The organism is Microbacterium rhizophilum (assembly GCF_039605615.1).
In the GTDB taxonomy this organism is placed as follows: domain Bacteria; phylum Actinomycetota; class Actinomycetes; order Actinomycetales; family Microbacteriaceae; genus Microbacterium; species Microbacterium rhizophilus.
Genome location: NZ_JBCNUN010000005.1, coordinates 78,461 through 92,123, shown reverse-complemented (window position 1 = coordinate 92,123; position 13,663 = coordinate 78,461). Strand labels below are relative to the sequence as shown.

The following is a 13,663-nucleotide window of genomic DNA, read 5'->3' as shown; positions in this document are numbered from 1 at the left end:
GCAGCCCGGTCGGGGAGCGGATCCGTCCGACTCGGTGTTCGCCATGACTTTACTCTTAGGGCATGGACTCCACGCAGCTTGCGCTGCTCGCTCTGCTTCTCGGGGCGGTGATCGGGGTCGGCGCGTCGCTCATCGTGTTCGCCGCCATGCGCGCGCGGGCGCGCGCCCAGCGGGAGGCCGACGGCGCGGTGCCGGCCGGGCTCACGGCCGTCCTCGACGCCATGGACGACCCGGCTGCCGTCGTGGACGCATCCGGCCTCGTGGTGGCGACATCGCCGACCGCGCCGTGGCTCGGCATCGAGAAGGACGCGCCCCTCGAGCACACGGGGCTGCGCGACCTCGTGCGGGCCGCGCGCTCCGGGGCGACCGAGACCGAGAACCTGCGCCTGCGTCGCGGCGGGATGTCGTCGCAGTCGCGCCTGATCTCCGCGCGGGCGACGCGCGTGAGCGAGCGGTACATCCTGCTGCTCGTGCGCGATCTGTCGGAGCAGGAGCGTCTTGAGCAGATGCGCCACGACTTCATCGCCAACACGAGCCACGAGCTGAAGACCCCGGTCGGCGCCGTCACGCTGCTGGCCGAGGCGATCGAGCTCGCCGCCGACGACCCGGCGCAGGTGCGCGCGTTCACGGCGCGGCTGTCGGCGGAGGCCGACCGGCTCGGGCGCCTGACCGGCCGCATCATGAACCTCTCCCGCCTGCAGGCCGCCGAGGAGCTCACCTCGGTGGGCGACGTCGCGATCGACGAGGTCGTGGCCTCGGCGATCGAGGCCCACGCGGTGCAGGCGGATTCGGCCGGCGTGGACCTGGTGCGCGGCGGCGATCGCGGCCTGTTCGTCCGCGGCGACACGCAGATCCTGAAGGAGGCGATCGGCAACCTGATCGCCAACGCGATCGCCTACTCGCCCCGCGGATCCCGCGTGGGCGTGGGCGTGCGCGCGTCCGCCGGTGTCGTCGAGATCGCCGTCGCCGACCAGGGCATCGGCATCGCCGAGGCCGATCAGCAGCGCGTGTTCGAGCGCTTCTACCGCGCCGATCAGGCGCGCTCGCGTCGCACCGGAGGCTCGGGCCTCGGCCTGTCGATCGTGAAGCACGCGGTCTCGCGTCACGGCGGCGAGATCCGGCTCTGGTCGCAGCCCGACCGCGGCTCCACGTTCACCGTGCGCCTGCCGCTCAGCGAGGCGCCCCTCATCGATTCCCCCATGAAGAAGAAGCGGAAGCGCCCGGCCGTCACCGCCGGCGCGGATGCGAAGAAAGGTCGCGAATGACGCGTGTGCTCCTGGTCGAGGACGAGCCCGACCTCGCCGAACCCCTCGCCTATCTGCTGCGCCGCGAGGGTTACGAGGTCGAGATCGCCGAGGACGGCCCCGCCGCCCTCGGCGCGTACCGCGAGCGGGGCGCCGACCTGATCCTGCTCGACCTGATGCTGCCCGGCATGCCCGGCACCGAGGTCTGCCGCCAGGTGCGCGCCACCTCGAGCGTGCCCATCATCATGCTGACGGCGAAGGACTCCGAGGTGGACATCGTCGTGGGGCTCGAGCTCGGCGCCGACGACTACGTCACCAAGCCGTACTCGGCCCGCGAGCTGCTCGCCCGGATGCGGGCCGTGCTGCGCCGCACCGCCGACGCGGAGGCGGAGCTGGACGAGCGCGTGCTCGAGGGCGGACGCGTCACGCTCGATGTCGACCGCCACACGGTCGCTGTCGACGGTCAGCAGATCAACATGCCGCTCAAGGAGTTCGAGCTGCTCGAGGTGCTGATGCGCAACGCGGGCCGCGTGCTCACGCGCGGTCAGCTGATCGACCGGGTCTGGGGCAGCGACTACTTCGGCGACACCAAGACGCTCGACGTGCACATCAAGCGGATCCGCTCGCGCATCGAGCTGACGCCGAGCGAGCCCGTCATGCTCGTCACGGTGCGCGGCCTGGGCTACCGCTTCGAGGGCTGAGCGTCCTCTCCCGTCAGCTCAACCCGCGTACGCAGCCGCGAGCGGCGCCCCCGAAGGGTGCCCGAGAGGATGCGTCGGCGTGAGCGGAAGATCAGTGCTCTTCGCCCTCCGGCGCCTCGGTGTGCTCGAGGTGCGAGCAGTCGCTCTCCTCGCCGCCGGGGACCAGGTCGGCGAAGTGCTCGAGGCAGCCGTCGAACACCGGCACCTCGGCGAGGACGCCCTCGGCGTCACCCGACTGGAAGTAGACCGGCAGGGTCGTGCCGGGCTCCGTATCGATGCCCTCGAGGAGCAGCGGCTCCTCGGTGCCGGCGCCGAGGCTGACGACCTCGCCCGCGGGCACGCGCACGGTGGCGGTCTGGCTGGCCCAGTCGATGTTCAGCGTGGCGGCCTCGTCGGTGTTGTTCACGAGCGCGGCGACCAGGTTGCCGTCGGTGCCCTGATCGTCGGCCACGATCACCGCGTTGCGGATCTCGATCGACGCCGCGGCGCCCTCAGGAGCCGGGACGTTGACACCGTCGGACGGCGAGTACGGGATCGTGGTGGCCTGATGCGTCAGCGAGGCGCAGCCGGTGGCGCTGAGCGCGACGACGGCTCCGAGGGCGAGCGACGCGAGAATGCGGGAGTTCACGGAACCTCCAGGTCGTGCGGCCCCGCCGAGCTGCGGGCCCTGGGAGCCATTCTAGGGGGTCGCCCGCCTCGCGCCCGGTGTGCTTCGGCGCCCGCGTGCGTGCGTCCGGGAAGTCGCCACAAGGCGCGTGTCGCTCCCGGAGATCAGGGGTCGCGAACCTTAGTGCATGGGCGGCTGTGGTATCCTGGAAGTCGCCGAAAGGACACATTTCTATGCTTTTTGAGGTTGGCGAGACGGTCGTATACCCGCACCACGGGGCGGCCACGATCACCGAAGTCAAGACCCGCGTCATCAAGGGTGAAGAGAAGGTCTACCTCAAGCTGAACGTCACCCAGGGTGACCTCGTGATCGAGGTCCCCGCGGAGAACGTCGACCTCGTCGGCGTTCGAGACGTCATCGGCCAGGAGGGTCTGGACAAGGTCTTCGAGGTGCTGCGCGCCCCCTTCACGGAAGAGCCGACCAACTGGTCGCGTCGCTACAAGGCGAACCTGGAGAAGCTCGCCTCGGGTGATGTGATCAAGGTCAGCGAGGTCGTGCGCGACCTGTGGCGCCGTGATCAGGATCGCGGCCTGTCGGCCGGCGAGAAGCGCATGCTCGCCAAGGCCCGCCAGATCCTGATCTCCGAGCTCGCGCTCGCGGAGAAGACGGACGAGGAGAAGGCCGCCACGGTCCTCGACGAGGTCCTGGCTTCCTGAGGTTCCCGAAAGCGCCCCGCCGATCCGGCGGGGCGCTTTCGCATGCACGGGCCTCCGCGGGCCTCGGTACGTTGGAGGGGTGACTCTCACCCCCTCGCCGCGCGTCGGCGTCATCGTCGTCGCCGCCGGATCCGGCACCCGTCTCGGCCAGGATGCGCCCAAGGCGTTCGTCGGCCTGGGTGGGCACACGATCCTGCGGCACGCGCTGCGCGGCGTCTTCGCGGCGCCCGAGGCGCAGGTGGTGGTCGTGGCGCCCGCCGGGCGCGAGGGTGAGGCGCTCACGGATGCCCGCGAGGCGGCCGGGTCGCGTGCCCCGCTCGTGACCGTCGTCGCGGGCGGCGCCACGCGCCAGGCCTCGGTCGCCGCGGGGCTCGCGGCGCTGTGGCCGTCGGTCGAGGTCGTGCTCGTGCACGACGCGGCGCGCGCGCTGACGTCGCCCGAGGTCTTCGCGCGCGTGATCGACGCGGTCGACCGCACCGGCTGGGGCGTGGTGCCCGCGCTGCCCGTGATCGACACCATCAAGCGCGTCGAGGACGAGCGGATCATCGAGGCCGTCGACCGGTCGCAGCTCGCCGCCGCGCAGACGCCGCAGGGCTTCCGCCGTGACGTGCTCGAGACGGCCTACGCCGTGGCATCCGAGGAGTACACGGACGACGCCGCGCTCGTCGCGGCCGCGGGCCACCGTGTGGCGATCGTGGAGGGCGACGCCCACGCGTTCAAGATCACCACGCCGGCGGACCTGGATCGCGCGCGCGCCTTCGCCGCACCCGTGCCGCCCGTGCCGGGTGCGTCCCCCGCGCACGGCCTGCCGCGCGTCGGCGTCGGCACGGACGTGCACGCGTTCGGCGGCGACGGATCGCTGTGGCTGGCCGGCCTCGAGTGGCCGGGCGAGCCGGCGCTGTCCGGGCACTCCGACGGCGACGCGGTCGCCCACGCGATCGTCGACGCGCTGCTGTCGGCGGCGGGTCTGGGCGACATCGGCACGCACTTCGGCACGTCCCGTCCCGAGTTCGCCGGCGCCCACGCCGACGCCTTCCTTGCGCGGACGCGGGCGCTGCTGGGCGAGGCGGGGTGGGCGATCGCGAACGTCGCGGTGCAGCTGCAGTCGAACCGCCCGAAGTTCGCGCCGCGCCGCGCCGAGGCCGAAGCGGCGCTGTCCGCCGCACTCGGCGGTGTGCCGGTGTCGCTGGCCGCGACCACGACGGACGGGCTCGGGTTCACCGGGTCCGGCACCGGCGTGCAGGCCTTCGCGGTCGCGCTCATCCACCGCGCCTGACCGGCGCCGCGCGTGATCCGGGGACGGAGCCGGACTCGACTTGGTAACGGTCGGATAAACCGCTTGCGGTGGACGGCGCCTGCGGCAATATGGTGGCGTTGGCAACATTCCCCCGCAGCGCAAAGGAGCGCCATGCGCAGGTCCCGGCTATTCACAGCCATCAGTGCCCTCACCGGCACACTCGCACTCATCATCGCGGGGGGCGCCGTCGCGGCTCCCGCGGCGGCCGCCACCCCGACCGTCGAGACGATCGACTTCGACGACAGCTCTCTGGGGAGCTGGAGCCAGTCGGGCGGTGGTTCCGGCACGCTCACCCACGTCCCCGACGGCGACGGCCTCGCTCTGCAGGTGAACGAGCGTGCCGGCGACTACGTCGGCATCCAGTCGGCCGCCGGCGCGCTCACGCCCGGCAACCGGTACACGGTGTCGATCAAGGTGAAGCTCGCCGAGGGCACGCCGGACACGCAGGCGCGCTTCGTGCTCAAGCCCGACTACAGCTGGGGCGGCAACGCGACCGTCACGGCCAACGAGTGGACGACGCTGACCGCGACGTACGAGCCGACCGACGAGGCGAAGACGTACCAGCTCTACATCGGCACGGCCGACATCTCGGGTCTGACGAGCTACACGTACCTCCTGGACGACCTCACGATCACGACCGAGGACATCACGCCGCCGAGCGAGGGCCCGGAGCCGGGCACCGTGCTGATCGACAGCGACTTCGAGGCCGGCCTCGACGGCTGGGGTCCCCGCGACTCCGGATCCGGCGCCCCGACGGTGGCGCTGAGCGACATCGCCCACGGCGGTGTGCAGTCGGCCATCGTCAGCGCCCGCACGAGCCAGGGCTCGGGCATCGGCCACGACGCCACCGGTCTGCTCCAGTCGGGAGTGACGTACGAGCTCTCGGCCGCCGTGCGCTTCGCCGACGGCCGGCCCGTCGACGCGGTGTGGCTGACGCTCGCCGAGACGGCATCCGGGTCGACCAGCTACAAGACGCTCGCGCAGTTCACGGGCATCACGAACTCCGGCTGGACCGAGGTCACGGCGAAGTTCAACGCCACAGACTCCGAGTCGGCGCTGCTGTACTTCGAGACGAACTACAACGGCACCAACACGAGCGACTTCCTGATCGACGACGTCGTCGTGAAGGTCCCGGAGCCCGCCGCGGTCGAGGACCTCCCGTCGCTCGCCGGCACCGTGGACTTCCCGGTCGGCGTCGCGATCGACTCGCGCGAGACGGCCGGATCCGCATCCGAGCTGCTGCTGCGCCACTTCACGCAGATCACGCCCGAGAACCACATGAAGCCCGAGGCCTGGTACGACGCGGAGGGCGCCTTCCGCATCCACCCCGAGGCGACGGCCCTGATGGACTTCGCGTCGGAGAACGACCTCGACCTGTACGGGCACGTGCTCGTATGGCACAGCCAGACCCCGGCCTGGTTCTTCCAGGACGGCTCGGGCCAGCCGCTCGCGGCGGACGAGGCCGGCAAGCAGGTGCTGCGCGACCGCATGCGCGAGCACATCTTCGACGTCGCGGAGGCGCTCAGCGGCACGTGGGGCGCGTTCGGATCCGACACCAACCCGCTGACGGCGTTCGACGTCGTCAACGAGGTCGTCTCCGACAGCGGCGAGTTCGCCGACGGCCTGCGCCGCAGCGAGTGGTATCGGATCCTCGGCGAGGAGTACATCGACCTCGCGTTCCGGTACGCCGACGAGGCGTTCAACGGCGAGTTCGCGGCCGAGGGATCCGACCGCCCGGTGTCGCTGTTCATCAACGACTACAACACCGAGCAGGACGGCAAGCAGAACCGCTACGTCGCGCTGGTCGACCGGCTGCTCGCCCGGGACGTGCCAATCGACGGCGTGGGGCACCAGTTCCACGTCAGCCTGGCCATGCCCGTCTCGGCGCTCGCGGGTGCGCTCGACCGGTTCGAGGGCCTCGGCCTCGAGCAGGCGGTGACCGAGTTCGACGTCACCACCGGTACGCCGGTGACGCAGGCGCTGCTGGTGGACCAGGGCTACTACTACCGCGACGCGTTCGAGGTGTTCCGCGACCACGACCTGTTCTCGGCCACGGTCTGGGGCCTCACCGACAACCGCAGCTGGCGCGACTCGAGCGGCGCCCCGCTGCTGTTCGGCGAGGACCTCAAGGCCAAGCCGGCGTACTACGGAGCCGCGGGCGGCGAGCTCGGCGACCGCCTGCGCGCGGCCAACGTGTTCGGCGGAGCGGCCCCGGCGGATCCGGCCTCGCCCGAGTGGCAGCGACTGCCGCTGCACGATCTCGACGGCGGCGGGACCTTCCAGGCCCGTTGGAACGATGCCACGCTCGCGGTGCTGGTCGACGTGCCCGGCGGCGACGCCGGCACGACGGTCGAGCTCGAGCTGGGCGACACCATCTACACCGTGCGCGGTGATGGCACGGGTACCGGCGACGTCCCGGTCGACGCCGTCGCCACCGGCGACGGGGTGCGCCTCGTGGCACAGCTGCCGCTCGGCGAGGCGGGCGAGGGAGACTCGGTCGGATTCGACGTGCGCGTGACCGGCGGCGGGGCGTGGAACTCGCCCGGCGCGCTCGGCACCCTGACGCTCGTCGAGCCGCTCGCGTTCCTCGAGGTGATCGGCACGGACGACGCTCCGGTGATCGACGGCGCCGTCGACGACGGCCTGTGGGACGCGGCGAATGCCGTGACCACGGACGTGCAGGTGGACGGCTCGGGCGGTGCGACGGCCACCGTGCGCACGCTCTGGCGGGACAATCTGCTCTACGTCCTGGCCGAGGTCGCCGATCCTCAGGTCGACGTCACCGGATCCGACCCGTGGGTGCAGGACTCGGTCGAGATCTACGTCGATCCGGGCAACGCGAAGAACGGCTCGTACCGCTACGACGACACGCAGATCCGCATCAGCGCGGCGAATGTGGTGTCGTTCGGCACCGGCGACACGGCCTACCAGCAGGCGCGCGTGACGTCCGAGACCTCCACGGTCGAGGGCGGGTACGTGGTCGAGGCGGCCGTCTCGCTGCTCGAGTACGGCGGCGAGGGCACGTTCCACGGCCTGGACTTCCAGGTCAACGACGCGTCGAACGGCGCCCGCACGGGCATCCGGAACTGGGCCGACCCGACGGCCGCCGGCTACCAGAGCACCGCGCACTGGGGCGTCGGACAGCTGGTCGCCGCCCCCGAGGCCGGCCCGATCGACACCACCGTCACGGCGGCCGCCGTCGGTGCGACGTACGGCGCCAAGGCCACGCTGAGCGCGATGGTCGCGCCGGCCGACGCGACGGGCACCGTCTCATTCCGCATCGCAGGCGAGGTCGTGTGCGAGGACGAGGTCGAGGGCGGCGTCGCGACGTGCGCGATCGACGCCCCCGTGCCGGGCTCGTACACCGTGACCGCGGCGTACAACGGCGACGCGGGGCACAAGGCGGGCTCGGCCACCTTCGGCCTGACCGTGGCCAAGGGCGTGTTCGCGACCAAGGCGCCGACCATCTCGGGCACCGCGGCCGTGGGCAGGACGCTCACCGCCAAGGTCTCCGCCTGGTCGCCGACCGCGACGTTCGCCTATCAGTGGCTGCGCGACGGCAAGGCGATCGGCGGCGCGACGAAGTCGACCTACGTCGTCACCTCGTCGGACAACGGCCGCCCACTGTCCGTCAAGGTGACGGGCACGCGGACGCACTACGCGACCGCGAGCGCGACGAGCACGGCCGTGAAGGTGGCGGCCGGCGCCCTGACGAAGACGCCGACGCCCGCGATCGCCGGAACGGCGAAGGTCGGCAAGACCCTCACCGCGAAGGCCGGCACATGGGCTCCCGCTCCCGTGACCCTGAAGTACCAGTGGCTGAGCGACGGCAAGAAGATCGCGGGGGCGACGAAGGCGTCCTACACGATCCGCGGCGCCGACAAGGGCCACCGCATCTCGGTCACGGTGACGGGCGGCAAGACCGGCTACGCCTCGGTGTCGAAGACGTCGAAGACGACCGACAAGGTGGCCGTCGGGACGTTCTCTGGCCCGACCCCGAAGATCTCGGGATGGGCGAAGTCGGGCAAGCACCTGAAGGTCCAGCCGGGCACGTGGTCGCCGCGCCCGTCGCAGATCGCCTACCAGTGGCTGCGCGACGGCACGGCGATCAAGGGGGCGACCGGTGCGTCGTACAAGCTCGGCACGGCCGACCAGGGGCACCGCATCACCGTCCGCGTGACCGGCTCCGCGACCGGCTACGCGACCCTGACCCGCACCAGCGGGGCCGTGACGGTCGCGCGCTGAGATCCGGACGCCTGCGCCCGCCGGGGAGACTCGGCGGGCGCAAGCGTGTCCGGGCGGTCAGAGCGCGCGCGACATGAACGTCGACAGGGGATCGGCGGCGTAGCCGTCGAACGGTCCGCACTCCGCGAACCCCTCGCTCGCGTACAGCGCTCGCGCCGCGGCGAAGCCGGCGTCGCTGCCGGTCTCGAGCCACAGCGAGGTGAGGCCGCGTTCGCGTGCCACGGCGAGGATGTGCCGCAGCAGCGCGCGGGCGACCCCGCGGCCGAGGAACGCGTCGGCCGTGCGGAACGACTTCAGCTCGCCGCGCTCGCCGTCCAGGCGCTTGAGTGCGGCGATCCCGGTGAGCTCGCCGTCGATCCAGGCGCTCCACACCGTGAACTCTCGTCCGCGAAGCCCGTCGAGGTCGAGGGCGTGCATGCTCTCGGCGGGCGTCTGCGCATGCATCCTGGCGTGGTGCATTGCGACGAGCGCGCGTCGCGGTGCCCGAGAGGTCGTCGATCCGGATCTCGATGGCCACGTCATCCCTCGACGGCGAACGGCTTCGGATGCGCCTCGGTCCCCGGATCGATCGCGGGCTCGCGCGCCGTGCGCGACCCCCAGGCAAGCAGCGCGAGCCCCGCGCCCAGAACGACGAGGCCGGCGGCGGCGAGCGGCGCGAGGCGCTCGCCCAGGACGACGATGCCGAGGACGCTCGCGGTCAGCGGCTCGCCGAGCGTGAGGGTCGCCGCGGTCGCGGCGTTCAGCCCCCCGAGGCCCCACGTGAACAGCGCATATGCGACCGTGGTCGTCGCCAGCCCCAGCCACAGGATCATCAGCGCGCCGCGCGGATCCGACATCCAGCTCACGTCCGCGAAGGGCAGGGCGACGAGCGAGATGGCGGCCGAGCCGCCGCCCATCGCGCCGACGACGGTGAGCGGATGCCAGCCGGCGTCGAGCAGGCGGCGCTGGGCGACGGCGAGGATGGCGAACGAGGCTCCCGCGCCGAGCGAGGCCAGGAGGCCCGAGGCATCCGCGGATCCGCCCTCGCGGCCGCCGAAGCCGAGCAGGGCCACGCCCGCGGTCGACAGCGCGGTCGCGGCGCCCCACAGCGCCCCGGGCGTCTTCCGGGTCAGCGCCCATTCCAGCAGCCCGGCCAGGACGGGGGCGGAGCCGAGGGCGATCACGGTGCTCACGGCGACGCCGTTCGCGGACGTGCCGAGGAAGAACAGCGGCTGGTAGACGAACAGGCACACCGCCGTGATCGCCATCAGCGCGAGCGGCCCGGCGGCCAGGCGCGGCCGGATCTCGGACGGCGCCCGGCGCCGCCGCAGCCATGCCGCGAGCCCCGTGACGAGCGCGAGGGCCGTGCCGCCGATCAGCAGGCGCATCACACCGACCGCGAACGGCGTGGTGTCGCCCGGGCCGAGCGCCTGCGAGGTGCCCGTGGTCCCGAACAGCAGGGCGGCGGCGAGCACGGCGATCACGGAGGGCACCAGGCATTCCTACCGCATCCGCGGCGGCCGCTTCGCCCGCACATCTGCGTGCACAGCGCAGGACGCAAGGTGACGGATGGTGCCGGATGTCGCGGATGACCAGGATCCACGGTCCCGGGTCCTGCGTCGTGCGCGCGGGCGGCGCGATCCACTCGTCACACCAGGGGTTTCCGATCCTGCTCCCCGTAGTCTTGAGGCGTGACCGTCCGCATCTACGACTCCCGCGCGCAGGCCCTGCGCGACTTCGTGCCGCTCGTGCCCGGGAACGTGTCGATGTACGTGTGCGGTCCCACCGTGCAGTCGGGCCCCCACATCGGGCACCTCCGCGGCGCGCTCGCGTTCGACCTGCTGCGCCGCTGGCTCGCGTACCGGTTCGGCCGGGTCACGCTCGTGCGCAACGTCACCGACATCGACGACAAGGTGCTCGAGAAGGCCACGGCCGACGAGCCCTGGTGGGCGCTCGCGTACCGGATCGAGCAGGAGTTCTCCGAGGCATATGCCGCGGTCGGCATCCTGCCGCCGACCTACGAGCCGCGCGCGACGGCATCCGTCCCGCAGATGCAGGAGATCATCGAGCGCCTGATCGAGCGCGGGCACGCGTACGCCGCCGCCGGCGACGTGTACTTCGACGTGCGCTCGTGGCCCGAGTACGGCGCCCTCACCCGCCAGTCGCTCGACGCCATGGAGCCGGCCGCCGACGCCGACCCGCGCGGCAAGCGCGATCCGCGGGACTTCGCGCTGTGGAAGGGCGCCAAGCCCGGGGAGCCGTCCGATGCGACGTGGGAGTCGCCGTGGGGCGCCGGCCGTCCCGGTTGGCACATCGAGTGCTCCGCCATGTCGCGCCGCTACCTCGGCGCCGAGTTCGACATCCACGGCGGCGGCCTGGACCTGCGCTTCCCGCACCACGAGAACGAGCTCGCGCAGTCGACGGCCGCGGGGGACCCGTTCGCCCGGTTCTGGGTGCACAACGGCCTCGTGACGGTCGACGGGCAGAAGATGTCCAAGTCGCTCGGAAACTTCACGCTCGCGGCGGACCTGCTGGCGGCCCGGCCCGCGCCGGTCGTCCGCTACGCGCTCGCCGCGGCGCACTACCGCTCGAGCCTCGACGTGTCCGAGGGCGCGCTCGACGAAGCCGCCGCCGCGCTCGGCCGCATCACGGGCTTCCTCGCCCGGGCGCAGCGCCAGCTCGGGGAGCCCGGCGCCGCCGAGGTGCCGGACGCGTTCGCCGCGGCGATGGACGACGACCTCGGCGTGCCGCAGGCGCTCGCCGTCATCCACGACACCGTGCGCGCGGGCAACACCGCGCTGGACACCGGGGATCGTGATGCGCTGCGTGCCGCCTATGACGGCGTCGCCGCGATGGTGCGCGTGCTCGGGCTCGACGAGGTCGGCGAGGCGCAGGGCGGGGCGTCCGGCCCGCAGGCCGCGCTGTCGACCCTGATCGAGGAGCTCATCGCGCAGCGCGCCGAGGCGCGCGCATCCAAGGACTGGGCGACAGCCGACCGCATCCGCGACCTGTTCGCGGCCGCAGGGGTCGCCCTCGAAGACAACACCGACGGAACAGTCTGGAGCATCAATGGCTAATTCGGGACGTCCCGGCGCCGGCCGAGGCAAGAAGAAGGGCCCCGCGAAGGGCACGGGCGGCCTCGGCCGCAAGGCTCTCGAGGGCAAGGGTCCCACGCCCAGGGCCGAGGACCGCGTCTACCACGTGGCCCACAAGCGCAAGCAGGCCGCGGAGCGACTGGCCGCCAAGCGCGGCACCGGTCAGAAGCCGACCACGCGCGCGCCGCGCGCGAAGGGCGACACGGACATCGAGTTCGTCACGGGCCGCAACTCGGTGCTCGAGGCGCTGCGCGCGAAGATCCCCGCGACGGCGTTCTACATCGCCCAGCGCGTGGAGATGGACGACCGCGTGAAGGAGATGCTCGCGATCGCCAAGAACCGCGAGATCCCGATGCTCGAGGTCACGCGCCCGGAGCTGGACCGCATGGCCGGCTTCGACGGCGTGCACCAGGGCGTCGCGCTCAAGGTGCCCCCGTACGAGTACGCGCACCCGCAGGACCTGCTCGAGGAGGTCATCGGCCGCGGCGAGATCCCGCTGCTCGTGGCGCTGGACGGCGTCACCGACTCGCGCAACCTCGGCGCGATCGTGCGCTCGACGGCCGCGTTCGGCGGTCAGGCCGTGATCGTGCCGCAGCGCCGCTCGGCGGGCATGAACTCGGGCGCGTGGAAGACCAGCGCCGGCGCGGCCGCGCGCATCCCCGTCGCGATGGCCACGAACCTGACCGCGATGCTGAAGGACTTCAAGAAGCAGGGCGTGTTCGTGCTCGGCCTCGACGGCGGCGGCGACGTGTCGCTGCCGGCGCTCGCGCTCGCCGACCGGCCCGTCGTGGTCGTCGTCGGCAGCGAGGGCAAGGGCCTGTCGCGCCTGGTGACCGAGACGTGCGATCAGATCGTCTCGATCCCGATCTCCTCGGCGACCGAGTCGCTCAATGCGGGCATCGCCGCATCCGTCGCGCTCTACCAGATCGCCACCCTGCGCTCGGTCGGCGACGCTGGGGCACAGACTCGGGAGTGACTCGGAGGCCCGCATCCGGGAATTGACGGATCGCGTGCCGGCGTTGACAACGAGGACCCGCGATTCGCGGACAGATCACCCGAGGAAGGGACGACCATGGCTCGCATCGCCGTCATCGGTGGCACCGGCTACGCCGGCGGCCACATCGTGAAGGAGGCCGCGGACCGCGGTCACACCGTCGTATCGGTCGCGCGGAAGGTGCCCGCCGACCGGGTGCCGGGCGTGACGTACCTCGAGGGCTCGATCCTCGACGCCCCGGGCCTGCTCGCCGAGCTGCAGGGCGTCGACACCATCGTGGTGGCCGTCGCGCCGCGCGAGGACATGGCCGGCAGCGTCCGTCCGGCCCTCGGCGAGCTCGTGGCCGAGCTGCCCGACGGCGTGCGCCTGGGCGTGATCGGCGGCGCGGGCGGCAGCCTCGTCGCGGAGGGCGGCCCGCGGCTGATCGACGCCGGTCAGTTCCCGGAGGAGTTCAAGCCCGAGGCGTTCGAGATGATCGGCGTGCTCGACGACCTCGCCGAGACGCCCGAGCACATCGACTGGTTCTTCGTGCACCCGGCCGCCGGCTTCGGCGGCTTCGCGCCGGGCGAGCGCACGGGGGAGTACCGCACCGGCGGCGACATCCTCGTCGTGGGCGAGGACGGCGAGTCCTTCATCTCCGGCGCCGACTTCGCGATCGCGATCGTGGACGAGGTCGAGACGCCCAAGCACCGCCGCCGCCGCTTCACCGTCGGCTACTGACGCCTGCATCGAGAACACGTGCTCTCAGCGAGGGCATGCCATCTGAGCGCTCAGAAGGCGTGTCG

The 13,663-nt window shown here is 72.2% G+C and carries 11 protein-coding genes; 8 read left to right on the top strand and 3 right to left on the bottom strand.

The window, feature by feature from the left end; genetic code table 11:
- The first annotated feature begins 62 nt into the window (after positions 1-62).
- Both AAD528_RS10315 and AAD528_RS10310 read left to right on the top strand, forming a co-directional pair.
- On the top strand, positions 63-1,265 hold the full coding sequence (locus tag AAD528_RS10315) for a sensor histidine kinase (RefSeq protein WP_345751990.1): 1,203 nt from the start codon (positions 63-65) through the stop codon (positions 1,263-1,265).
- Positions 1,262-1,945: a response regulator gene (locus tag AAD528_RS10310; protein ID WP_345751989.1), complete on the top strand. Its 684-nt coding sequence runs from the start codon at positions 1,262-1,264 to the stop codon at positions 1,943-1,945. The genes AAD528_RS10315 and AAD528_RS10310 overlap by 4 nt, the downstream gene beginning before the upstream one ends.
- A 91-nt stretch (positions 1,946-2,036) precedes the next feature.
- Here AAD528_RS10310 and AAD528_RS10305 read toward each other — a convergent pair whose 3' ends face one another.
- Positions 2,037-2,573, bottom strand: coding sequence for a DNA modification methylase (locus AAD528_RS10305; RefSeq protein WP_345751988.1), 537 nt, complete (start codon positions 2,571-2,573; stop codon positions 2,037-2,039).
- A gap of 212 nt (positions 2,574-2,785) precedes the next feature.
- Between AAD528_RS10305 and AAD528_RS10300 the strand changes: the two genes are divergently transcribed.
- The 3 genes from AAD528_RS10300 (at position 2,786) to AAD528_RS10290 (ending at position 8,810) form a co-directional block, all read left to right on the top strand.
- A complete protein-coding gene (locus AAD528_RS10300; protein WP_135112401.1) occupies positions 2,786-3,268 on the top strand; it encodes a CarD family transcriptional regulator in 483 nt (160 codons plus the stop codon).
- A gap of 79 nt (positions 3,269-3,347) precedes the next feature.
- A complete protein-coding gene (gene ispD / locus AAD528_RS10295) occupies positions 3,348-4,544 on the top strand; it encodes a 2-C-methyl-D-erythritol 4-phosphate cytidylyltransferase (protein WP_345751987.1) in 1,197 nt (398 codons plus the stop codon).
- Between the two features lie 132 nt (positions 4,545-4,676).
- A complete protein-coding gene (locus AAD528_RS10290) occupies positions 4,677-8,810 on the top strand; it encodes an endo-1,4-beta-xylanase (protein ID WP_345751986.1) in 4,134 nt (1,377 codons plus the stop codon).
- A 57-nt stretch (positions 8,811-8,867) separates the two neighbouring features.
- On the opposite strand, the gene AAD528_RS10285 is transcribed toward AAD528_RS10290, so the two are convergent.
- Together AAD528_RS10285 and AAD528_RS10280 are read right to left on the bottom strand one after the other, a co-directional pair.
- Positions 8,868-9,254, bottom strand: a complete 387-nt coding sequence (locus AAD528_RS10285; protein WP_345751985.1) for a GNAT family N-acetyltransferase — start codon at positions 9,252-9,254, stop codon at positions 8,868-8,870.
- 74 nt (positions 9,255-9,328) lie between these two features.
- Entirely contained in the window at positions 9,329-10,282 is a 954-nt protein-coding gene (locus tag AAD528_RS10280; protein ID WP_345751984.1) for a DMT family transporter, read from the bottom strand.
- Positions 10,283-10,480: 198 nt separating this feature from the next.
- Here AAD528_RS10280 and cysS point away from each other — a divergent pair, with 198 nt between their 5' ends.
- The 3 genes from cysS to AAD528_RS10265 all read left to right on the top strand — a co-directional run bounded on the left by cysS (position 10,481) and on the right by AAD528_RS10265 (position 13,598).
- A complete protein-coding gene (gene cysS / locus AAD528_RS10275) occupies positions 10,481-11,866 on the top strand; it encodes a cysteine--tRNA ligase (protein ID WP_345751983.1) in 1,386 nt (461 codons plus the stop codon).
- Complete coding sequence (rlmB, locus tag AAD528_RS10270; RefSeq protein WP_345751982.1) at positions 11,859-12,860, top strand: 23S rRNA (guanosine(2251)-2'-O)-methyltransferase RlmB; 1,002 nt, start codon at positions 11,859-11,861, stop codon at positions 12,858-12,860. Before cysS ends, rlmB begins: the two co-directional genes overlap by 8 nt.
- A 96-nt stretch (positions 12,861-12,956) precedes the next feature.
- Positions 12,957-13,598 (top strand): NAD(P)-dependent oxidoreductase, encoded by a 642-nt coding sequence (locus AAD528_RS10265; RefSeq protein WP_345751981.1) that lies wholly within the window; start codon positions 12,957-12,959, stop codon positions 13,596-13,598.
- The last annotated feature ends 65 nt before the right edge of the window (positions 13,599-13,663 follow it).

Excerpts from the sequence above, each read along its gene's own strand:
- AAD528_RS10315 (WP_345751990.1), top strand. The coding sequence starts at position 63 with ATGGACTCCACGCAGCTTGCGCTGCTCGCTCTGCTTCTCGGGGCGGTG.
- AAD528_RS10310 (WP_345751989.1), top strand. The coding sequence starts at position 1,262 with ATGACGCGTGTGCTCCTGGTCGAGGACGAGCCCGACCTCGCCGAACCC.
- AAD528_RS10300 (WP_135112401.1), top strand. The coding sequence starts at position 2,786 with ATGCTTTTTGAGGTTGGCGAGACGGTCGTATACCCGCACCACGGGGCG.
- AAD528_RS10290 (WP_345751986.1), top strand. The coding sequence starts at position 4,677 with ATGCGCAGGTCCCGGCTATTCACAGCCATCAGTGCCCTCACCGGCACA.
- AAD528_RS10285 (WP_345751985.1), bottom strand. The coding sequence starts at position 9,254 with ATGCATGCGCAGACGCCCGCCGAGAGCATGCACGCCCTCGACCTCGAC.
- rlmB (WP_345751982.1), top strand. The coding sequence starts at position 11,859 with ATGGCTAATTCGGGACGTCCCGGCGCCGGCCGAGGCAAGAAGAAGGGC.
- AAD528_RS10265 (WP_345751981.1), top strand. The coding sequence starts at position 12,957 with ATGGCTCGCATCGCCGTCATCGGTGGCACCGGCTACGCCGGCGGCCAC.